Source organism: Planotetraspora sp. GP83, from assembly GCF_041262585.1.
GTDB lineage: Bacteria > Actinomycetota > Actinomycetes > Streptosporangiales > Streptosporangiaceae > JAOEGB01.
Genome location: NZ_JBGCBZ010000022.1, coordinates 14,862 through 35,467 on the forward strand (window position 1 = coordinate 14,862; position 20,606 = coordinate 35,467).

19 protein-coding genes are annotated in these 20,606 nt (G+C 71.2%); 10 read left to right on the forward strand and 9 right to left on the reverse strand.

Annotated features, from left to right (window positions below; all coding sequences use genetic code 11):
- The first annotated feature begins 1 nt into the window (after position 1).
- Genes ABH927_RS26730 through ABH927_RS26740 form a run of 3 tightly spaced genes read left to right on the forward strand, consistent with a single transcriptional unit; the run spans position 2 to position 2,921 of the window.
- The gene (locus tag ABH927_RS26730; protein ID WP_370025955.1) at positions 2-1,030 is read left to right on the forward strand and encodes an ABC transporter ATP-binding protein; all 1,029 of its coding nucleotides are present in this window, start codon (positions 2-4) and stop codon (positions 1,028-1,030) included.
- The gene (locus ABH927_RS26735; protein ID WP_370025957.1) at positions 1,027-2,034 is read left to right on the forward strand and encodes an ABC transporter ATP-binding protein; all 1,008 of its coding nucleotides are present in this window, start codon (positions 1,027-1,029) and stop codon (positions 2,032-2,034) included. Before ABH927_RS26730 ends, ABH927_RS26735 begins: the two co-directional genes overlap by 4 nt.
- Positions 2,031-2,921: a GNAT family N-acetyltransferase gene (locus ABH927_RS26740; protein WP_370025959.1), complete on the forward strand. Its 891-nt coding sequence runs from the start codon at positions 2,031-2,033 to the stop codon at positions 2,919-2,921. Before ABH927_RS26735 ends, ABH927_RS26740 begins: the two co-directional genes overlap by 4 nt.
- Here the strand turns inward: ABH927_RS26740 and ABH927_RS26745 are convergent.
- Complete coding sequence (locus tag ABH927_RS26745; protein WP_370025960.1) at positions 2,900-4,036, reverse strand: exo-beta-N-acetylmuramidase NamZ domain-containing protein; 1,137 nt, start codon at positions 4,034-4,036, stop codon at positions 2,900-2,902. The genes ABH927_RS26740 and ABH927_RS26745 overlap by 22 nt on opposite strands.
- A 53-nt stretch (positions 4,037-4,089) precedes the next feature.
- On the opposite strand from ABH927_RS26745, the gene murQ reads away from it, so the two are divergent.
- Positions 4,090-5,001 carry an N-acetylmuramic acid 6-phosphate etherase gene (murQ, locus tag ABH927_RS26750; protein WP_370025962.1) on the forward strand — a complete coding sequence of 304 codons (912 nt, stop codon included), beginning with the start codon at positions 4,090-4,092 and terminating at the stop codon, positions 4,999-5,001.
- A complete protein-coding gene (locus tag ABH927_RS26755) occupies positions 4,998-6,056 on the forward strand; it encodes a serine hydrolase domain-containing protein (RefSeq protein ID WP_370025963.1) in 1,059 nt (352 codons plus the stop codon). Before murQ ends, ABH927_RS26755 begins: the two co-directional genes overlap by 4 nt.
- 42 nt (positions 6,057-6,098) lie before the next feature.
- Here ABH927_RS26755 and ABH927_RS26760 read toward each other — a convergent pair whose 3' ends face one another.
- Entirely contained in the window at positions 6,099-7,187 is a 1,089-nt protein-coding gene (locus ABH927_RS26760) for an NAD(P)-binding domain-containing protein (protein WP_370025964.1), read from the reverse strand.
- Positions 7,188-7,331: 144 nt separating this feature from the next.
- Here ABH927_RS26760 and ABH927_RS26765 point away from each other — a divergent pair, with 144 nt between their 5' ends.
- Together ABH927_RS26765 and ABH927_RS26770 are read left to right on the forward strand one after the other, a co-directional pair.
- Positions 7,332-7,631: an MTH1187 family thiamine-binding protein gene (locus ABH927_RS26765; RefSeq protein WP_315967895.1), complete on the forward strand. Its 300-nt coding sequence runs from the start codon at positions 7,332-7,334 to the stop codon at positions 7,629-7,631.
- Positions 7,628-7,972: an MmcQ/YjbR family DNA-binding protein gene (locus ABH927_RS26770; protein WP_370025965.1), complete on the forward strand. Its 345-nt coding sequence runs from the start codon at positions 7,628-7,630 to the stop codon at positions 7,970-7,972. Before ABH927_RS26765 ends, ABH927_RS26770 begins: the two co-directional genes overlap by 4 nt.
- Here the strand turns inward: ABH927_RS26770 and ABH927_RS26775 are convergent.
- Together ABH927_RS26775 and ABH927_RS26780 are read right to left on the reverse strand one after the other, a co-directional pair.
- On the reverse strand, positions 7,954-8,658 hold the full coding sequence (locus ABH927_RS26775) for an endonuclease V (protein WP_370025966.1): 705 nt from the start codon (positions 8,656-8,658) through the stop codon (positions 7,954-7,956). The genes ABH927_RS26770 and ABH927_RS26775 overlap by 19 nt on opposite strands.
- Positions 8,659-9,082: 424 nt before the next feature.
- Positions 9,083-9,850 (reverse strand): VOC family protein, encoded by a 768-nt coding sequence (locus tag ABH927_RS26780; RefSeq protein WP_370025967.1) that lies wholly within the window; start codon positions 9,848-9,850, stop codon positions 9,083-9,085.
- A gap of 490 nt (positions 9,851-10,340) precedes the next feature.
- Between ABH927_RS26780 and ABH927_RS26785 the strand changes: the two genes are divergently transcribed.
- Both ABH927_RS26785 and ABH927_RS26790 read left to right on the forward strand, forming a co-directional pair.
- On the forward strand, positions 10,341-13,262 hold the full coding sequence (locus ABH927_RS26785) for a DUF222 domain-containing protein (protein WP_370025968.1): 2,922 nt from the start codon (positions 10,341-10,343) through the stop codon (positions 13,260-13,262).
- A 323-nt stretch (positions 13,263-13,585) separates the two neighbouring features.
- Positions 13,586-13,936 (forward strand): hypothetical protein, encoded by a 351-nt coding sequence (locus ABH927_RS26790; RefSeq protein WP_370025969.1) that lies wholly within the window; start codon positions 13,586-13,588, stop codon positions 13,934-13,936.
- Positions 13,937-14,157: 221 nt separating this feature from the next.
- On the opposite strand, the gene ABH927_RS26795 is transcribed toward ABH927_RS26790, so the two are convergent.
- Complete coding sequence (locus ABH927_RS26795) at positions 14,158-15,573, reverse strand: DHA2 family efflux MFS transporter permease subunit (RefSeq protein ID WP_370025970.1); 1,416 nt, start codon at positions 15,571-15,573, stop codon at positions 14,158-14,160.
- 95 nt (positions 15,574-15,668) lie between these two features.
- Between ABH927_RS26795 and ABH927_RS26800 the strand changes: the two genes are divergently transcribed.
- On the forward strand, positions 15,669-16,373 hold the full coding sequence (locus ABH927_RS26800; RefSeq protein ID WP_370025972.1) for a TetR/AcrR family transcriptional regulator: 705 nt from the start codon (positions 15,669-15,671) through the stop codon (positions 16,371-16,373).
- A 16-nt stretch (positions 16,374-16,389) separates the two neighbouring features.
- Here ABH927_RS26800 and ABH927_RS26805 read toward each other — a convergent pair whose 3' ends face one another.
- The 4 genes from ABH927_RS26805 to ABH927_RS26820 all read right to left on the reverse strand — a co-directional run bounded on the left by ABH927_RS26805 (position 16,390) and on the right by ABH927_RS26820 (position 20,184).
- Entirely contained in the window at positions 16,390-17,034 is a 645-nt protein-coding gene (locus tag ABH927_RS26805; protein ID WP_370025974.1) for a 4'-phosphopantetheinyl transferase, read from the reverse strand.
- On the reverse strand, positions 17,031-17,873 hold the full coding sequence (locus ABH927_RS26810; protein ID WP_370025976.1) for a metallophosphoesterase: 843 nt from the start codon (positions 17,871-17,873) through the stop codon (positions 17,031-17,033). Before ABH927_RS26810 ends, ABH927_RS26805 begins: the two co-directional genes overlap by 4 nt.
- Complete coding sequence (locus ABH927_RS26815) at positions 17,870-18,628, reverse strand: thioesterase II family protein (protein ID WP_370025978.1); 759 nt, start codon at positions 18,626-18,628, stop codon at positions 17,870-17,872. The genes ABH927_RS26810 and ABH927_RS26815 overlap by 4 nt, the downstream gene beginning before the upstream one ends.
- Before the next feature lie 68 nt (positions 18,629-18,696).
- Entirely contained in the window at positions 18,697-20,184 is a 1,488-nt protein-coding gene (locus ABH927_RS26820; protein ID WP_370025980.1) for an acyl-CoA carboxylase subunit beta, read from the reverse strand.
- Positions 20,185-20,606 lie beyond the last annotated feature (422 nt).

Consider the following 20,606-nt stretch of genomic DNA (forward strand, 5'->3'; position numbering starts at 1 on the left):
AGTGACCACCAGTTCCCCCGCACCCAGTTGCCCAGCACCGGGGGTGCGCATCCGCGACCTCACCGTCGTCTACAAGACCCCGGTGGGCGAGCTGCCCGCCGTCTCCGGCGTCGACCTCACGCTCACGCCGGGGACGATCACCGGCGTGGTCGGCGAGTCCGGCTCCGGAAAGTCCACGCTCGCCCTGTCCCTGCTGAACGCCGTCCAGCCGCCCGGCCGGATCAGGTCCGGCACCGTCGAGATCGACGGCCTCGGAGACGTCGTCAAGCTCGGCGGTGAGAAGCTGCGCCAGGCCCGCGGACGCAAGGTCGGTTACGTCTTCCAGGCCGCGCAGAACTCGCTCAACCCGCTCAAGACGATCGGCAAGCAGCTCCTCGACCTCGGCCGCTCGCACGAGGTGGACGACCTGCGGGCGCTCGTGCGCGACGCGAAGGACCTGCTCGCCCGCATGGGCATGGACGGCGCCCGCGTGCTCGACTCCCACCAGCACGAGCTGTCGGGCGGCATGCGCCAGCGGGTCGGCATCATGCTGGCGCTCGTGCTCAACGCCCAGGTCGTCGTGCTGGACGAGCCCACCACGGCCCTCGACATGATCACGCAGGCGACGATCCTGCGGATCATCCGCGAGGTCCACGAGGAGCGCGCCCTCACCACGCTCGTCATCACCCACGACGTCGGCGCGGTCGCCGAGGTCGCCGACGACCTCGCCGTGATGTACGGCGGGCGCGTGGTGGAGCACGGCCGGATCACCGAGGTGCTGGGCGCCCCCAGGCATCCCTACACGCAGGGCCTGATCCGGGCCATCCCGCGCCTGTCGGGGGACATCTCACTGGCCAGGGCGCTGCCCGGACGGCCCCCCACGCTGGGCACGCTGCCGGTCGCCGGGTGCGTGTTCCGGGAACGGTGCGACAGGCGGATGGAGATCTGCGAGACGGTGGAGCCCGAGTCCGTGACCCTCGACGGGCGGACGGTCGCCTGTCACGCGGCCGGGCGCCCGCTCCCGCTGGTGAAGCGGAAGGAGTACGCGTGATCACCGGAACCGGCATCACCAAGACCTTCAAGCAGCGCGGGAGCGTCCTCGGAGGGCGCGACGTCCCGGCGCTGCGCGGGGTCGACTTCGCCATCGAGAAGGGCGGCGCGGTCTCGTTCATCGGCGAGTCCGGCTGCGGCAAGACCACGCTCGGACGGATCATCGCCGGCCTGGAGACCTACGACTCCGGCGAGATCCTCATCGACGGCACCCCGATGTCCGGGCTGAGCCACCGGAAGCGGCAGCCGCACTTCCGGCGGATCCAGCTCATCCACCAGGACCCGTACTCGGCGCTGAACCCGACCCGGACGATCCACCAGACGCTGGAGGCGCCGCTCAGGCTGCGTGCCCGGCAGACGGGCCGTCCGAGGTCGTGGATCGACGGGCGGGCCGAGGAGTTGCTCGCGCTCGTGGGCATCGACCCGGGATACGTGCTGCCGCGCTACCCCCACCAGCTCTCGGGCGGCATGCGGCAGCGCGTGGTCATCGCCCGCGCGCTCACCATGGACCCCGAGATGCTCGTCGCCGACGAGGCCGTGTCGATGATCGACGTGTCCATGCGGCTCGGCATCCTGGCCCTGCTCAAGGACCTGCGCGAGCGGCTGGGCGTCAGCGTGCTGTTCATCACCCACGACATCGCCACGGCCAGGTACATCGGCGACGAGGGCGAGGTGTACGTGCTCTACCGCGGCCAGGTCGTCGAGCGCGGGCCGACGGAGTCGATCATCGCCGACCCGGTCCACCCGTACACCCAGTCGCTGCTGTCGGCCATCCCGGTGCTGCACGGGCTGGAGCGGCCGGGCGCCGAGCGGGTCGTGCCGACCGAGGCCCTCGACGAACGCCAGGCCGACGCGGGCTGCCTGTTCGCGCGGCGGTGCCCGTTCAGCACCGACCGGTGCGAGAACGAGACGCCCGTCCTCGGCCACCTGGAGGAAACGGTTCAGCTGCACGCCTGCTTCCACCCGAAGCACCGGAGCGTGATCCCGCTGGGGGTGGGCGAGTGACCGCCACGAACGCCGTACACGCCATCCGGCCCCTGGCCCCGGACGTCCAGGTCGTCGAGCGGGTCGAGAAGCTGGCGGCCGCCGCCCTCTGGGCCGACGCCGCGGAGGCGCCGCTCCTGGTCCGGCGCCTCTCCACCCCGCCCGACGGGCGCCGCTGGACGGCGCTCGCCACTCCCGCCCTCGACGGCGTCGTCTTCGCGTCCATGTCGGAGGGCGGCGTGGGGCATGTCGACCTGCTCGCCGTCGAGCCCGCCGCCCAGGGGCGCGGGACAGGCCGCGCGCTCGTCCGGGCGGCCGAGGAGTGGCTGCGGTGCGAAGGCGCCACCGAGGCCCGCTTCGCGGGCAACCCGCCCTGCTACGCCTGGCCCGGCATCGACGTCCGCTACACCCCGGCGGCCTGCCTCGTCGAGAGCCTGGGGTACGACCGGTACCGCGTGGCCTGGAACATGACCGCCGACCTGCCCTCCGTCGTCCCCGACGACCGGGCCGAGCTTGATCGGCTCGCCTCGGCCGGGGTGACCGTACGGGACGCCTCCCTGACGGAGCGCGCTCCGGTGGCCGAGTTCGTGAGGCGGAACTGGAACGACTCGTGGGCCTGGGAGGTCGAGCAGGCCACCGGCTGCCACTACGCGGTGCGGGACGGGGAGATCCTCGCGTTCGCCGCGTGGGGCTCCCGGCCCCTCTGGTTCGGCCCGATGGGGACGGCCGAGGCCGCCCGGGGGCTCGGGGTCGGCCGGGTTCTGCTGCGCAGATGCCTCGCCGAGCAGGCGGCGGCCGGGCTTCGCAGCGTGCAGATCGGCTGGGTCGGGCCGATCCGGTTCTACGCCCAGGCGGCCGCCGCGAGGGTCGAGCGCGTCTTCTGGCTCTACCGCCGCCCGCTCGGCTGATGCCGGCCGTACAGCAGCTCGACCTCGCCCAGCCAGGGGACCGGCGCGCACAGCTCCCGCGGATCGTCGCCCGCGTCGAGGCTCCGGCGAAGCGCGTCCGACCCCCACAGCAGGTCGAGGAACGGGTCGCAGGCGAAGTCGGCGGGGTAGAGCGTGCGGAGCACGTGCAGCATCGACACGCCGGTGAGCACCGGCCGGAACGACCGCCGGTCGCCGACGTGCGCCTGGACACCCCGCACCGGCACACCCGCGTGCTTGCCGAAGGCCGGCGTGAACCACGTGTCGCGGAACCGGACGCCCGGCAGGCCCAGGCCGTTCAGCGCCCCGGCGAACCGCCCGTCGGCGTACGGCGCGCCCACCAGCTCGAACGGCCGCGTGGTCCCGCGCCCCTCGGACACGTTGGTCCCCTCGAACAGGCCGGTCCCGGGATAGACGAGCGCGGTCTCCAGCGTGGGCATGTTCACCGACGGCATGACCCAGGGCAGGCCCGTCTCGTCGAAGTACGCCTCCCGTCGCCATCCCTGGAGGGCCACCACCTCCAGCTTCGCGTTGATCGTACGGTTGACGAACAGGGCCAGCTCGCCCACCGTGAGGCCGTGCCGCACGGGGATGGGGGCGCGGCCCACGAAGCTGGCGTAGGACGGGTCGAGCAGCGGCCCCTCGCTCGCCACGCCGCCGATCGGGTTGGGCCGGTCCAGGACGACGAACCGCGATCCGAGGCGCGCCGCGGTGACCATGAGGTCGTACATCGTCCAGACGTAGGTGTAGAAGCGGGTGCCGACGTCGCCGATGTCGAACACGAGCGTGTCCACCCCGGAGGAGGCGACGACCTCGTCCAGCTCCGGCCCCGAGCGTTGATAGGTGTCGACGACGGGAAGCCCGGTGACAGGATCGGCGGCGTCACCCTCGCCGTGCCCCGCCTGAGCCGTGCCCCGCAGCCCGTGCTCCGGGCTGAAGAGCGCGGTCAGCGGCACACCCGCCGCCAGCAGGGCCGTTGCGGACGGGGTCAGATCGGGCAGGACTCCAGTGGGGTTGGTGACGAGGCCGACCCGGCCGCCCATCGCCGGTCGCGGCCCGGAGACCAGCTTCTCCAGCCCGGTACGCACCCGACTCATCTCGCACTCGTCACTTTCGGACCCGTCATTTCGCCCGTGAAATCTGAGGAATCATGACGCAACCACCTGCCGGTCTCGGCACTCTCGCCACTGAACAGAGCGATCCCCGCTACAGCGGGATCGACACGCTGCCGACGGAGGAGATCGCGCGCCTCATGAACGCGGCCGACGCCGCCGTGCCCGCCGCGGTGGCCGCCGCCGTACCGGTGATCTCGGCCGCGATCGACGGCATCGCCGGGCGGATGTCCTCGGGAGGGCGGCTGCTCTACGTGGGCGCCGGCACGTCCGGACGGCTCGCCGTGCTCGACGCCTCCGAGTGCCCGCCGACGTTCGGCACCGATCCCGAGCTGGTCCAGGGGATCATCGCGGGCGGCGACACCGCGCTCACCCGGTCGGTCGAGGGCGCCGAGGACGACGCGGAGGCGGGCGCCGCGATCATCCGCGCCAAGGGGGTCGGCCCGCTCGACTCCGTCGTGGGGATCTCGGCCAGCGGCCGCGCGCCGTACGTCGTCGCCGCGGTCGGCGAGGCCCGCCGCCTGGGCGCGCTCACCGTGGGGCTGGGATGTAACACCGCCACGCCGCTCTCCGCCGCCGCCGACCACGCCATCGAGGTCATCGTCGGGCCTGAGATCGTCACCGGCTCGACCCGGTTGAAGGCAGGCACGGCCCAGAAGCTCGTCCTCAACATGATCTCGACCATCACGATGGTCAAGTGCGGCCGGACCTACGGCAACTACATGATCGAGGTGTCGGCGAGCAACTCCAAGCTCGTCGACCGGGCGGCCCGCATCGTCGCCGACATCACCGGCGCAGAGGTCCCGGCGGCCCGCGAGGCCCTGGAGAAGGCCGGGCACGACGTGAAGACCGCCGTCGTGATGATCGAGCGCGGCCTCGGCCCGGACGGCGCGCGGTCGCTGCTCGCCGCGCACGGGGACAGGCTGGCCACGGCGCTTCGGCGCGGATGACGGCGACGCCCGGCCGGGGGCTTCCGGAGATTCTGCGTGGGGCGGTGCCCGGCGTCGCGTCTGCGGCGGTCGCGGTGATCGCCGTGGACGGGCGCCCGGTCGCGACGGCCGCCGCCGGGGAGACGGCGCGGTTCGCCGACGCCTCCGAGGCGCTGCTGCCGGACCGGCCCCCGGTCACGCCGGACTCCGTCTTCGACCTCGCGTCGATCACCAAGCTGTTCACGACCGTCGTGCTGCTCTCGCTTGCCGAGGACGGGCGCCTCGGCCTTGACGAGCCCGTCGCGACCTGGCTGCCAAGGCACTACGGTCACCGGCCGGAGATCGCCCTGCGGCACCTTCTCACGCACACGTCAGGCCTGCCGCCGGGCCGGCGGGTCGGGGAGGAGCCCTCGCCGTCCCGCTGGGACGTCATCCTGTCCACCCCGGCGCAAGGCCCGCTGGGGACGCACACCTACTCCGACGTCGGGATGATCACGGCGGGCCGGGTCGCCGAGATCGCGGGCGGAGCCTCGCTGGACGTCCTGGTGCGTGAGCGGATCACCGCGCCGCTCGGCCTCACGGATACCGCCTATCGGCCCGGACCGGCCGTGCTGCACAGGGTCGTCGCCACCGAGCACAAGCCCGAGCGCGCGAGACCGGGGTGCGTCAGGGGAGAGGTCCACGACGAGACCGCCTACGCGCTGGGCGGCGTCGCCGGGCACGCCGGGCTGTTCTCGACCGCCGGGGACCTCCTCCGCTTCGGAGAGATGCTGCGCGCGGGCGGCGACGGAGTCCTTTCCACGGCCATGCTGTCCGAGATGACCCGCGACCACGGCGTGCCGGGCGCCGCCTTCCGCCAGGGCCTCGGCGTCCGGATCGGCGACCCGGCCATCGTCGGCCCGCTGGCCGATGCGCTCGGCCATTCCGGCTTCACCGGAACGTCGCTGGTCGTCGACCCCACGCGCCGCCTCACCGTCGTGCTGCTCACCAACAACGTCCACCCCCTGCGCGGACGGCCCGGCATCAGGGACCTGCGCACCGCCGTCGCCGCCGAGGCGCTTCGCCTGTCAGGTTAGGCGCGTCTTTGGTCAGGCCGTCTTTGGTCAGGCCGTCTCTGGTCAGGCCGCCGCTGTCGAGCCGTCCAGCAGCCGGCGGATCTCCGTCGCGGCGGCCCGGCCCGCGCGGTTCGCTCCCACCGTGCTGGCCGAGGGGCCGTAGCCGACGAGATGCAGCCGGGGCTCGGCGACCACGCGCGTGCCGTCCATCTGGATGCCGCCGCCCGGCCCGCGCAGCCTGAGCGGCGCGAGATGATCGAGGGCGGAGCGGAAGCCGGTGGCCCACACGATCACGTCGGCGCCGGCGACCCGGCCGTCGTCCCATGCGAGGCCGGTGGGAGTGACGCGGCTGAACATCGGCAACCGGTTGAGCGCCCCCTTGGCCAGGGCCTCCCGTACCACCGCGCTGTAGCCGAGACCGGTCGCGCTGACGACGCTCTGCGGCGGCAGCCCGGCCCGCACCCGCTCCTCCACCAGGGCGACGGCCGCCCGCCTGTCTTCGTCGTCGTAGGGGCCCTCGCGGAGCACCGGCGGCCTGCGGGTCACCCACAGCGTCGAGGCGGCGACCCCGGCGATCTCGGACAGCACATGCGCCGCCGAGTGACCGCCGCCCACGACGACGACCCTCAGCCCGGCGAACTCGCCGGGCCCCCGGTAGCCGGCGTAGTGGAGCTGCCTGCCGCGGAAGCCGGTCGCGCCCGGATAGTACGGCCAGTGGGGGTGGCTCCAGGTTCCGGTGGCGTTGACCACCGCGCGGGCCGCCCATTCGCCCGACGCCGTGGCGACCAGGAGCCGGCCGTCCTCGCCGTCGCTCACCGATCGGACGAGCACGGGCCGTAGCACCGGCAGCCCGGCCTCCTCTTCGTAGCCGGCGAAATACGCGGGCAGGACCTCGGCGGCGGGGAGGGCGGGGTCGACCTCCGGAGTCCGCTTGATCCCGGGCAGGTCGAAGATGCCGTGCACCTTCTCCATGGTCAGCGTGGGGGACCGGTGCCGCCAGGCGCCGCCTGGCCCCGCCTCCGCGTCGAGGATCACGAAGTCGATCCCGAAACGGCGCAGGAAGTACGCGCTGGACAGGCCGGCCTGCCCCGCCCCGATCACGACGGCGCCGACCTCTCGCTGGAGTCCGGTGGTGCTCACGGTGGTGCTCACGACCGTGGTCAACAACCGCGACCGCGCCTGCCTTCCCACGCCCGAGGCTCGGGCCCGTCCACGTCTCCCGGGCCGCGATAGGCTCGCCCCGGCTGGGTTCGGTACGGCCCGGCGTCCCGGTGACCGTGAGGGGGAGCGATGTCGGTGCTGGTGGCGTTCAGCGTCACGCCCATCGGCGCTGGTGAGGACGTGGGAGAGCTGGTCGCCGAGGCGGTGCGCGTCGTTCGCGCGTCCGGCCTGCCCAACCGCACCGACGCCATGTTCACCACCATCGAAGGGGACAGCTGGGACGAGGTGCTCGCCGTCGTCAAGGACGCGGTCGCGGCCGTCGAGGCGCGCAGCCCGCGCGTCAGCCTCGTGCTGAAGGCCGACTCGCGTTCCGGCGAAGGCCGCCTCGACACCAAGGTGGCCTCCATCGAACGCCACCTGGCCTCAGACACGTGATCACCGCCGAGGACGTGCGCCGGATCGCGATGGCGCTGCCGAGGACCGAGGAGAAGCTGGTCAGAGAGCGCGTCACCTTCCGCGTGGGCAGGGTCGTCTACGTGGCGATCTCCGCTGACGAGACGTCCATGGGATTCGCGTTCCCCAAGGAGGAGCGGGCCGCCCTCATCGCGGCCGAGCCCCGGAAGTTCCACATGCCCCGCCCGTCGGACGAGCGCTACAACTGGGTGCGGGTCTGGCTCGCCGCCATCGACGAGGCCGAGCTCAAGGAGCTGGTCGTGGAGGCCTGGCGCATGGTGGTCCCCAAGCGGGTCGCCGCCGCCTACCTCTCGCCCTCCTGAGCGAGCCCCGTGCCATGAGTCGGGAACCCCCGGATGCCGGTCCGGGCCGGGTGGTCCCGCTGGCGGTGCCGATCACCCTGCAGCGCCGTTCGGAGGGCGTCGCGGGAGAGCCTGTCGGCCTCTCGGGTCGTCTCGGGAAGCCGATGGGAGGGGCTCAGAGCCAGGACGTTGCGGAAGGCGGTGTCCATGTCGGCCCGGTGGCCGACCGAGACGAAGACGGGCTTGACGCCGTCCTGCGTCCGCAGCACCCGGCCGACCACATCGCCGTCCAGGCGTAGCTCGCTCCACGCGCCCCGGTCCCGGCCCGGCTCGTCGTACGTTCCGACGAACGCCGTCTTCCCCACGCCAATGGTCGGCAGGCCGGTGAGCACGCCGAGATGGCAGGCCAGACCGAAGCGTCTCGGGTGGGCCACGCCGTACCCGTCGCAAACGATGAGATCCGGCGTGACGGTGAGCCGTTCCAGCGCCCGCACCAAACTGGGCAGCTCACGGAACGCCAGGAGCCCAGGGGCGTAGTCGAAGGCGATCAGCCCCGGCACCGCGCCCTGGGCCGATGTCAGGACATGACCACCGTGGCGTACTCGGCTCTCCGACGCCGACCCCCCGACCGTGCCCGTGAGATGCGAGCCCGATGGGGACGGTTGGTACCGCTCGGCGGCGGCCGTCACGAATACGCCGTAGTCCATGGCGACCGGCTCCTCCGGCTGAACGCCCCTGTGGAAGCCGTCGACCGTGACACGCCGCGGGCACGGCCTTCGGGGCCAGGCACGTGCCCGAGACGAGACTCCCAGCCTGGGCGGCGTCGCGCCCAGGCCGGATGGCGTCCCGCCTGGCCCGGTCGAGCGGCGACCTGCCCACCAGTGGCGACGGGGCGCCGAACAACGAGGTCGGCCCGGGAGGATGAGCTCCGGACTTGGGCCTCCGCAACCGCCCATCCAGTGCCCGGCCTCGCGGAGGTTGCCGGGACCATGCGGCTGTCGCCGGCCGTCGTGGCAGTTCGCCGGGCACACGGATTCGTCAGACATGCGGGCCCTTGCGCTTGTCAGGCGGCAGAGCCTATGCGCTTGTCAGGCAGAAGGGTCGGCCAGGGCTCTGCCGCCTCGCGGTCTGTCAGGCCGGGGCGCTGGTCATGACGGCGAACCGCGCGCCGTACGCGTCAGCCAGCACGGCGAACCTGCCGACGCCCTCGACACCCATCGCCGGGACGATGACGCTCCCGCCGAGCTCCTGCGCCCTGGCCACGGTGGCGTCGCAGTCAGCCACCTCGAAGTAGGGCAGCCAGTGCGGCCGGTCTCCTGGCTGGAGCGGCATGACACCGCCCAGGCTCGGGTTGTCGCCCTCAGCGGTCGATAACACGATGTACGTCGCGTCGTCGAACGGCATTTCCTCGGACGTCCAGCCGAAGACGGTCTGGTAGAAGGGGAGGACGGCCGAGGGGTCCGGGACGTAGACCTCGGTCCAGCACAGTGAGCCGGGGTCGGTGACGAGATCCAGGCCCTTGGTCTCTCCGGGCTCCCAGACGGCGAACTCCGCCCCACCGGGGTCGGTGAACCCGGCCATCCGCCCATTGGTGAAGACGTCGAACGCCGGGAACCGGACGGTCCCGCCCGCCTGCTCGACCGCCTTGGTGGTGGCGTCGGCGTCGTTGGTGTGGAAGTACACCGTCCAGGCCGAGACGGCGCCTTCCTCGGTGAGCGGGCCGACGGCGGCGACGGTCTTGCCGTCCACCTGCAAGAACCCATAACCGCCCGAGTCGGGCCCGGCCGACTGGAAGCTCCAGCCGAGCAGAGCGCAGTAGAAGGCGGACGCGGCTTCGGTGTCCGGTGTGCCGAGATCGATCCAGTTCGGGGCACCGGGAACGTAGTTGGTTGTAAGCATGGCGGCTTCCTTGTCGAGTGTCCTCGTGGTCAATGGCTCATGACTCGCGCACAGCCTGCCAGGGTCCACTGACAATTCTCGCGCTTCCCATAACTCGCCATCGTCGAGCCCACCCGCCGTCGGCTCCGGCGTTGGCGGGCAGGCGGCAGCCACACGGAAGCGGACAGGCCGAGCCGTACGAACGGAAGGGTCAGCGTCTGCCACGGCGAAGCAGCCAGACCTCGGCGGCGATTGCGGTCGGCAGGTCAGTAGGACCGTCGGCCTTGAACTCGGCGCCCCCGATACTCCGGTGTACGGCGGGCGATTTGAACCGCTATGCCTTCCCCGCCGGAATCTCACCGGTAAGTAGGTTTCTTATACCACTGCGTCCATCGATGCGCAGACATATCGGCGTAATTCTCACTGTCATAGGAACCAGAAAGGGGGCATGGTGAATTCCTGGCCCTCCGCCCGAAGCGTTTTTGTCGGTGGTGGTTGGTAGTTTTACCGTGTGATTGTCGAACGGCAGCGAATCCCTGAGGGGCTGGCGCGGATGGCGCCCGGTCCTGGGCTGGCCGCCGTCCTGGACGGGTTGGACATCGCCCGGTTGAGCGGCTACGACGCGGTGCTGGTGCTGCAAGCCTACGCCCGGCTCGAAGCGCACGTCCAAGCCCGCAAAGCCGCCGTCATGGCCGAAGTCGGCCTGTATGAGCCGTCCCCGTGTGACATGAAGAAAATGCCGCGCCCGGACAACTACTCCGCCGATGAGATCCGGGCCGCGCTGGTGTTGACCCGCCGCGCCGCCGAGCGTGAATACGTTTTCGCTTATGATCTGTCGACCCGCCTTCCCGCCGTCCACCGGGCCCTTGCGGTGGGGGTCATCGACAAAGCCCGCGCCGTGGTTTTTCATGACTGGCTGGAGGGTGTCCCCGACCCCCTCGCCCGGGCGGTGGCCGGTCATCTGCTGCCGAAGGCGGGGACGTGTACGACCAGCCAGTTGAAAGACAAGATCAAGACGCTGCTGGTGGCCGCCGATCCGCAGTGGGCGCGGCGTAAGTATGAGCGGGCGTTGCAGCGGCGCCGCATCGAGGGCATGCGTCACGCCGACGGGACCGCGACGATCACCGGTCATCAGTTGCCCGTGGACCAGGCGGCGGCCGCCATCGCCCGGGTGGATGCCATCGCCCGGCAGACCAAACGCGCCGGCCTGCACGCCCCGATCGACCACATCCGCTCCGACGTTTTCCTCGGCCTGCTCGACGGGAGCCTGACCGGTCTCGACGACGACGCGATCACCGCGCTCCTCCTCAGCAAAGCCGCTCATTCCGACCCGGTCGATACCGAAGACGACTACGACCCGCACCTCAACGACCACCCCCACAACAACGCCAACGACCCCGACGACCAGCAGCCCAACGCCGAGCAGCCCAACGCGGACGCCGACGATCAGCCCACCGACGACGCCGGCCTTCGGGACCCGGCGCACCCCCACGTCGGCAGCGGCGCCCACAACCCAGATGGCGCTCCCGCTGCGGCCAGCACCCGCCGCACTCAGGGTCCCGCCAGCGACGCCGACCCGGACAACGTGGACGGCGTCCATAATTCGGCTGGTGCGGACAGCATCGGCGCCTCCGATGGCACGCGGGACGGGGGCGGCCTCGCAGGATCGCACGATGGGGATGGCCCCGGCGGTGCGCAGCAGCCGAAGGGCACCCTCCGCGCGGCCAGACGGACACCGCAGACCGCGACGGCCGCCGGCACAGCAGAAGGCGCGGCAAGTGCGGGCAGCGGACGCAGCGCAGCCGAGGCCCCCACGGGCGGCTCGGGCGGCTCGGGCGAGGCCACAGACAGATCAGGGAGTGCGGTCGGTGCCGCTGCGGGCGGCTCAGGTGGCGGGGGCGGTGGGGCGGCCGCCTCGATGGCCGTGCGGGGTGGGGTGTTGGCCGGCCTGCTTTCGGGTGGGGCGGGGTTCGCGGCCGGGGAGGTGCGGGTGCGGGTCTCCACGCTGATGCACCTGGACGACCTACCCGCCGAGCTGGCCGGGTGGGGGCCCATCCACGCCCAGCTCGCCCGCCGCCTGGCCAAACGCCAGATCAACGGGGAATGGCGGTTCGCGATCTGCGACGAGGACGGGCAACTGCTGTTCGCCGGGATCACCTCCTACCGGCCCGCCGGATGGCCCCGCCACCCCACCACCACGACCCAGGCACCACAACAGCAACCACCACCAGAACCACAACCCGCACCACAACCGGTGCCGGAACCGGCATCGCCACCGGCATCACAACCGGTGCCGGAACCGGCATCGCCACCGGCATCACAACCGGCATCGGAATGGATGCCGCCACCGGCATCACAACGGGCGTCACAACGGGCATCGGACCAAGCGGCGCAACCACCATCGGCACGAACGGCGGAACGAGCTGCTGAACAAGCAGCGGGACGCGCAGCGGGGCGGGCGGCACGCGGGCCGGTCCGGCGGCGAGGCATCGTCGAGTTGCAGATCCCGCTTACGCTGCTGCGTCAGTGGACTTCCGACCTGGCCGCCCTCGGCGCCGGATGGGCCCGCGTCATCACCGACATCACCCGCCAACTCGACCAGGCCACCACCGACAACCACACCACCGACACCCGCGCGGACAGCGACACCCACGCGGACAGCGACACCCAGCAGGACACCAGCAGCAACGCCAACCCCCGCGCCGAGACCGACTCTTGTGCCGAGGCCGAGCCCCGTGCCGAGGCAGGGGACGTCCGTGCCAGTACAAGGAACCTCTGTGCTGACGCCGCCGAGGCCGCCGCCGGCCCCTCAACCGAGGACGTCCAGGCGCAGGCCGCCGACGCCGCGAACGAGAAGGATCAACCATCGGGCGGACGCCCCATGCGGGCCGGGAACACGTGCCCTGACGGTACGGATAAGCGGCGACGGTTCCCCAGAGCCGGATTGCGGCGATGGGTCCAAATCCGCGACCGCGTCTGCACCTACCCCGGCTGCCGCGCCCCCGCCAGCCGATCAGAGCTGGACCACACCCACCAGCACGGCCACGGCGGGCCGACCACCGACGCCAACCTGGGCGCCGCCTGCGCACACGACCACGACCTCCGCGACCACGGCTGGCGCGTCATCCAACCCCAACCCGGCCACCTCACCTGGATCAGCCGCACCGGCCACCACTACCCGGTCACACCACCACCCATCATCGACCCCCTCCCCGAACCGATCACCCAGGCCATCCAGGCCACTCCGGAGACCGAGCCTGATGTTGATCTACCGCTGCCCAGCACGTTCGAATACGCACCGGTCTGGATGGAAGAGGTAGCACCGCAGTCGCCCGCCGAACAGCCATCGGCCGAACAGCCGCCGAGCGATCCATCGTCAGGTGCCGGGCAGCCCCCGCCGGATGAGACCACACTGGATGTGCCGCCCTTTTGATGCCCCGCCCGGCGCCGGACGCAGGTCTTCCGTCGTGGTGCGCCCATTCCCGATCACTGGGCGGGAGGTTCCGTCACCCGGTCGCGCTGGCCCGGTCTTGCAGCGTGGTCTTACTCCGTCGTCACACCGGGTGGTCTTACTGCACGGTCGCGCGTCCGGGGACATTTGCGATTGCGCATTGAGAGATGGCTCGGTGTCTTAATGGTTTGAATTAATCCAAATCGGCGTAATCCATCCTCCTTTCGTAAGTGTGCGGGCTGCGAATTTACGTTTTGGCGCCACGGAAAGTTGTGACACCCGGCGCGGGTGCCGAGGGACCTGTCATGCTGGACATGCCGAGATTCCGCTGGTCAGCAGACGAGAAAGGGGCGGTTATGGCCGCTCAGCATTATTGCGCCGACACCGACGACGGCTACCATCTCGACGATCCCTCCCCCGAGGCGATCGTCGTATTGATCAGCGAATTAAACCATACCGACAATACCTTTATGACGGTGCAGCCGGACGGCGACGACCCGCCTTGGTATGTCTCGGTGTCACTCCGTGAAGACGAGACCTACGAGATCGAACGGCGCGAGGGGCCGGGACAGGAGTCCCATCTGACGACCCACACGAACGTCAGGAACACCGCCGGGGACCTCACTTCCTGGCTGGCCGCCCGCACTCACGCCTGACACAACAAGCAGAGCCCCAGGCGCCTACCGCCGGGGGCTCTCGTGTGTCGGGGCGAGCAGTCGCCGCTTGCAGAGGTTGGCAGGGTGACCATGGGTCTCAAGCGGCTCCGAGAGGGGCCTGCCGTCCCACCGGGACGGGCCGGCGGGACACGGCAGGCACCTCAGGCGGCGTGGACATGATTGTGTCTGTAGCCGACCATCGAATTAACCCTTTAGTTCAGTTATCTTGCTACCAGAGTCTGAGACGGGATGAACCATGCTGCGAGGCTGACGAGGATGGCCGCACCGGCCGTCACCGCCGCGCCGGTGAACACGTGGGACACCCCGGAGGCGACGTGCGAGCCCTCCCCGGCGAACAGGGTCAGCAGTACGGCGAGGCCGAGCGCTCCACCCACCGACAGGGAGGCCTGGAGGACGCCCGAGGTTATCCCGGCGTCCTCGGCCGGGGTCTCGGACAGGATGATGATGTTGAACGGCACGATGGCCGCCCCGGCCCCGAACCCCAGGATGATGATCGGCCCGAGGACCGCCGTGAGGTACTCGCTGTTCGCGTTCACCCTGCTCAGCCAGAGGGTGGCGGCGGTGATGAGCGCCAGTCCGATGAGGGCCAGGACCTTCGGCTCGACCTTGGTGAGGAGTTTGGGGGCCGAGCGGGCGGTGACGAGGAGGGCCAGCCCGAACGGGAGGAAGGCCAGGCCGGTTACCAGGGGGTCGAGGTGGAGCACCCGCTGCAGGAACTGCGCCAGGAAGAACAGGAAGCCGGTCAGGACGAAGGCGAGCAGCGCGAGGTTGAGGAACGCCCCGGCCCTGGCCCGGTGGCTGAACACCCGCAGAGGCAGCATCGGCGCGGCCGTACGGGCCTCCAGCAGCACGAACAGCGCCAGCACGATCACCCCGGCGATTAGCGAGGAGAGCGCGACCGTGTTCCGCCAGCCGTGGTCGGCCACCCGGACGAACCCGTAGACGACCGCGGTCATGCCGACGATGGACAGCAGCGCTCCCGGCAGGTCGAGTGACGCCCGCCCGGCGGGCTTCTCGCCCGGCGTGATCGTCCGTACGCCGAGCAGGGCGATGAGCAGCCCGATCGGGGCGTTGACGAGCAGAGTCCAGCGCCAGTCGGCGGCCCAGGTCAGCACGCCGCCCAGGATCATGCCGGCGGCCGCGGCCAGGCCGGTGACCGTGGAGTAGACGGCGAAGGCCCGCTGCTGCCGCTCCCCGGTGAAGGTGGTGGACAGCAGGGCGAGCCCGGCGGGGCCGGCCAGGGCGGCGGCGATCCCCTGAAGGGCCCGGCCCGCGATCAGCCAGCCGAAGTTGGGGGCGAGCCCGGCGAGCAGCGACGCCGCGGCGAGCAGCAGGGTGCCCGCGAGGAACACCGTGCGGTGGCCGAACAGGTCTCCGAGGCGCCCGCCCAGCAGCAGCACGCCGCCGAAGGGCAGCACGAACCCGTTGATCACCCAGGACAGCGCTCCGGGGGACAGGCCGAGGTCGGACTGCAGGCCGGGCAGCGCGACGGCGACGATGGTGGCGTCGAGTTGGAGCATGAACTCGCAACCCACGATCGCCACGAGGACCAGCCCCAGAACTCTGGACGCCGAGACCTGGCCGGGGGACTCCCCGGCCCGTAGTTCCGTGGTCATAAGACCTCCATTCAATACTCTCAGGCCCATTAGTTTGAACTCTCGCGTTCAGTTCTTCAAGCGGCACTCGGCCTTCGCTGGGGTACTCTCACAGGGTGACCACCATCGAGCGTCCGGCCCAGAGCAGAGGACGGATCGACAAGCGGACCGCGATCCTCAGCGCCGCCGTGAAGGTCTTCTCGCAGGAGGGCTACGCGCAGGCGAGCATCGACGCGATCGCGAGCGTCGCGGGCGTCGCCAAGCCGACCGTGTACAACCACTTCCAGGACAAGGAGACCCTGTTCCGCACGGTCATGCGGGACTCCGCCGACCGCACGGCGGCCAGGATCATCGCGGCCTTCGCCACTCTGCCGGACGACGGGGCCGACCTGGAGGGCGAGCTCACCAGGGTCGCCCACCTGATGGTGGAGTGCCAGCTCAGCGAGGCGGGGTGGGCGCTGCAACGGCTGCTCTACGCCGAGGCGGCTCGCCTGCCCGACCTGTACGACGAGGTGGTCGCGAGGGGCGGGACGCCAGCGCTCAACGTCCTCGCGGGCAGGCTGGCAAGCCTGGCCAACCGGGGGCACCTGGACATCGACGACCCGGTGGTCGCCGCGAACCAGTTCATGGCGTTGGTCGCCGGAAACCTCCCCGCGCTCTCGGCGCTCGGAACGCGGCCGGTCAGTCCCGGCGAGCTGGACCAGTCGGTGCGGGCGGGCGTCCGCACGTTCCTGCGTGCCTTCGCCGCCCAGGCGAGGCGCCGGCCCGCACGGCAGCGGGGCACACGGCAGGGGGCCACACGGCAGGGGGCCGGCGCCTGACCGAGAGGTTCAGCCTTTAGCGGGCACGGGCGATGGAGGTGGCGAGCAGCCCGTCGGCGACCAGCCAGCGGCCCGAGAGTACGTCTGTGCCCATGCGGGCGTCGGTCACCAGAAGCCGTGCGGTGAACCCGCCCGAGGTGTCGATGTCCACCGAGGCCTCGGAGAACTCGAGCCACCGCCCCGTGACGGGGAACCACGTCTTGTAGACCGACTCCTTGGCGCTGAACAGGATCCTGTCCCAGCACACCGCCGGGTCCGCCTTCCGGAGCAGTCGCAGGGCGACGATCTCCTCGGGCCGGGCGATCGCCTCCAGCACGCCGGACGGCAGCGGCCCGTGGGGCTCCGCGTCGATGCCGAGCATGGCCGCGTCCCGTTCAGAAGCGACGGCGGCCGCGCGATAACCGGCGCAGTGGGTGATGCTGCCGATCGTGCCCGGCGGCCACAGCGGCGCCCCGCGCTCGCCGCGCAGGATCGGCCCCGGAGGCACCCCCAGGCGGCCCAGCGCCCGCCGCGCGCAGTGCCGCCCGGTGACGAACTCCCCACGCCGGACCGCCACCGCGTTCGCGATCAGCCCCTCCTCTTCGGGGAACAGCGTCGCGTCCGGCACGTCGCCGAACTCCTCGGCCGTCACCACCCAGGACGGAAGGATCTTGTCGATCACGCCGCGCCCCCGGCGTCCCGGCGAGGGGACAGCACGGCACGCGGACGGGACGGCCCGGCCTGGCGGATGCGCCACTCCCTCGGGTAACCGAGGGACACCTCCTCGAACCGGACGCCGTCGTACCAGGTGGTCCTGGGGATGTGCAGGTGCCCGTAGACGACCGCCGCCGCGCGGAAGCGCGTGTGCCAGTCGGCGGTGCGCTCGGTGCCACACCACATGGCGAACTCGGGGTGACGGAGGATCCGCGTCGGCTCCCGGACGAGGGGATAGTGGTTGACCAGCACGGTCGGCATTTCGAGGGCGGCGAGGCGGCGCTCTGTCTGCGCGACCCTCGCCTCGCACCACGCCTCCCGGGTCGGGTACGGGTCGGGGTGCAGCACGAACTCGTCCGAGCACACGATCCCCGTGCCGTGCGCGTACTCCAACCCCTCCTCCTTCGTGGAGGTCCCCTCGGGGAGGAAGCTGTAGTCGTACAGGAGGAACAGCGGGGCGACCGCGACCGGCCCCTCCGGTCCGTTCCACACCGGGTAGGGATCCTCGGGCGTCGCCACGCCCAGGTCGCGGCAGATGCGGACGAGATGCTCGTACCGCGCCATGCCGCGCAGGCGGACCGGATCGTCCGCCGTGGTCCAGAGCTCGTGGTTGCCGGGCGACCAGATCACCTTCGCGTAGCGCTCCGCCAGCGTGCCGAGCGCCCACTCGACGGCGGCCGGCGTCTCCGCGACGTCGCCCGCGACGATCAGCCAGTCGCCGTCCTCGTCGGGCTCCAGCTTGGAGACGATCTCGCGGTTCTCCCGGTAGCCGACGTGCAGGTCGCTGATGCCGTACAGCGTGCTCATGAACCGGCCCGGAGAGACGTGAGGATCACGTCCCTGACGGCGGTCTCGTGGTCGCCCAGGAAGAAGTGGCCGCCGGGGAACAAGCGCAGGTCGAACGGGCCGGTCGTGTGCTCCTGCCAGGCGCGTGCCTCCTCGGCCGTGGTCAGCGGGTCGGCGTCGCCCACGAGGGCGACGACGGGGCAGGTGAGTCCCGGCCCCTCCGCGTACCTGTAGGTCTCGATCGCCGTGTAGTCGGCGCGCACAGCCGGCAGGATCAACTCCAGCATCTCCTCGTCCATCAGCACGGCGCTGTCGGTGCCCCGCAGCGCGTTGAGCTCGTTCATCACCTGGGCGTCGTCCCGGAGGTGAACGTCCTCGTGCCGCGCCCTGGACGGCGCCCGCCTCCCGGAGGCGAACAGCGTCGTCACGCCGTCGAACCGCCGGGCGATCTCGAACGCCACGATCGCTCCCATGCTGTGCCCGAAGAACGCCACAGGCAACCCCTGAGACGCATAAGGCCCGGTGGGTGAGAGATGCCGCAGGGCCTCCGCCGCCTGGCCGCACAGCGTCGCGATGTCCGTGATCAGCGGTTCCTTGCGACGGTCCTGGCGGCCCGGATACTGGAGCGCCAGCACCTCCACGTGGGGCGACAGCGCGGCCGACAGGGAGTGGTAGGCGCTGGCCGATCCTCCGGCGTGCGGAAAGCACACCAGCCGCGCCGCGCCCTCCCGCGCGGGATGGAAGCGCCGGATCCAGACGTCGGCAAGGGTGGTCACCGCGGTTCCTCCTGCTCGTGCTGACGTGCTCGTGCTGACGTTGACGGTCCGGTACGGCCACTGCCCACTCAGAGGGGGATGTTGCCATGGATTCCGCGCGCCGGCGGAGCGGAGTGGAAGGCCTCCACCAGCCGTCGCCGGGTGGAGGGCGGATCGATGACCTCGTCGATGACGCCGAGCGCCAGCCCTCGGCCGACGCCGCCCGCGAGCCGCCGATGCTCCTCGACCAGTGCCGCTCGCAACGTCTCGCGCTCCTCGTCGGGAGCCGCCGCCAGCTTCTTGCGGTGCAGCACCCCGACGGCCGCCTCCGCGGCCATCACCGCCACCTCGGCCTCCGGCCACGCCAGGACCGTCGTCGCGCCCAGCGACCGGGAGTTCATGGCGATGTACGCCCCGCCGTACGACTTGCGGGTGACGAGCGTGACCCGGGGCACGACCGCCTCACCGAACGCGTGCAGAAGCTTGGCGCCTCGCCGTACGACACCGTCCCACTCCTGGCCGACGCCGGGCAGATATCCCGGGACGTCCACGATCACGAGCAGCGGAACGCCGAAGGCGTCGCACATCCTGACGAAACGGGCCGCTTTCTCGGCGCTGAGGGAGTCGAGGCAGCCGCCCTTGCGCAGTGGGTTGTTCGCCAGCACCCCGACGGACCGGCCGGCCAGCCGCCCGAGCCCGATCACCATGTTCGGCGCCCATTTCGGCTGGAGCTCCTCGAACGCGTCTCCTCCCGGGTCGAGGACCCGGCGGATCAGCGGCCGCACGTCGTAGGCGCGTCGCGGCTGTTCGGGAAGCAGCGTACGGATGTCCGGGTCGTCGTCCCGGCAGGCGCCGAGGTCGAACGACCCCTGGCGGGCCAGCAGGCCCGTGATGCGGCGGGCCCGCAGGTACGCCTCGGCCTCCGTGGCCGCCACCACGTGGACGACTCCAGACTTGCGGGAGTGCACCTCGGCCCCGCCCAGGCCGTCCATGTCGATCTGCTCGCCCGTCACGGCGCGGACCACGTCGGGTCCGGTGACGAAGACCCGCCCGGCCTCGGACATGATCACGATGTCGGTGAGCGCCGGGCCGTAGGCCGCCGCGCCCGCGGCCGGGCCGAGGACGACGGAGATCTGCGGGACCCGCCCCGAGGCGCGGATCATGGCGGCGAACATCCTGCCGACACCGTCCATCGACTCCACGCCGTCCGCCAGCCGCGCGCCGCCCGAGTGCCACAGGCCGACCACCGGGCAGCGCCGCCGGACCGCCAGGTCGATCGCCTCCACGATGTGAAGGCTGCCCCGCGCGCCGAGCGCCCCACCCATGGAGGTCGCGTCGGTGCAGTAGGCCACCACCCTCTCGCCGCCGATCCGGCCGCGCACGGCGGTGACGCCGCTGCCGTCCGGGGCGTGCAGGGCGACCATGGAGCCTTCGTCGAGGAGCTGCGAGAGCCGTACCCGAGGCGAGCGATGATCGGCCTCCTCCGGCTCCCGGGCCGGGGTCGTCGTGATGGCTGGGGTCGTCGGGGTGGCTGGGGTCGTCGGGGTGGCGGGGGTCGTCGGGGTGGTGTGGGTCATCGTCAGCTCCCGTTCTGCCCGATGTGAGGCCGTGGGCGTGGGCGTTGGGTGATGGCGGTGAGGACCGTGGGGATGGTGGGGGTGGTGGGGATGGCGGAACGGCCGACCGGCATCTCGTCAGTGTGGGGCGAACCAAAGGCGTGGCTCACCTTCAAAACAGTCGTCTTGCCGCCCAGGGCCTCGGCTCCCGAGACGCTGTGCCCATGGAACAACTTGCAGGGCCGACGGCCGCATTGTCAACAATGCCTACCGATTTAGAGGGTATCTCCCGAGAAACGGTCCGACCTTTAAGGGCGCCGGTCGCCGGAAATCAGCCCTTGACGATCTCTCCATTCGTTAAGGATCCTATCTATCAGATTGTGACCACTGCGCGCTTTGGGAGCCGGGGCACTCCTGGAGAGAACGCGCACCACTAGGAGACT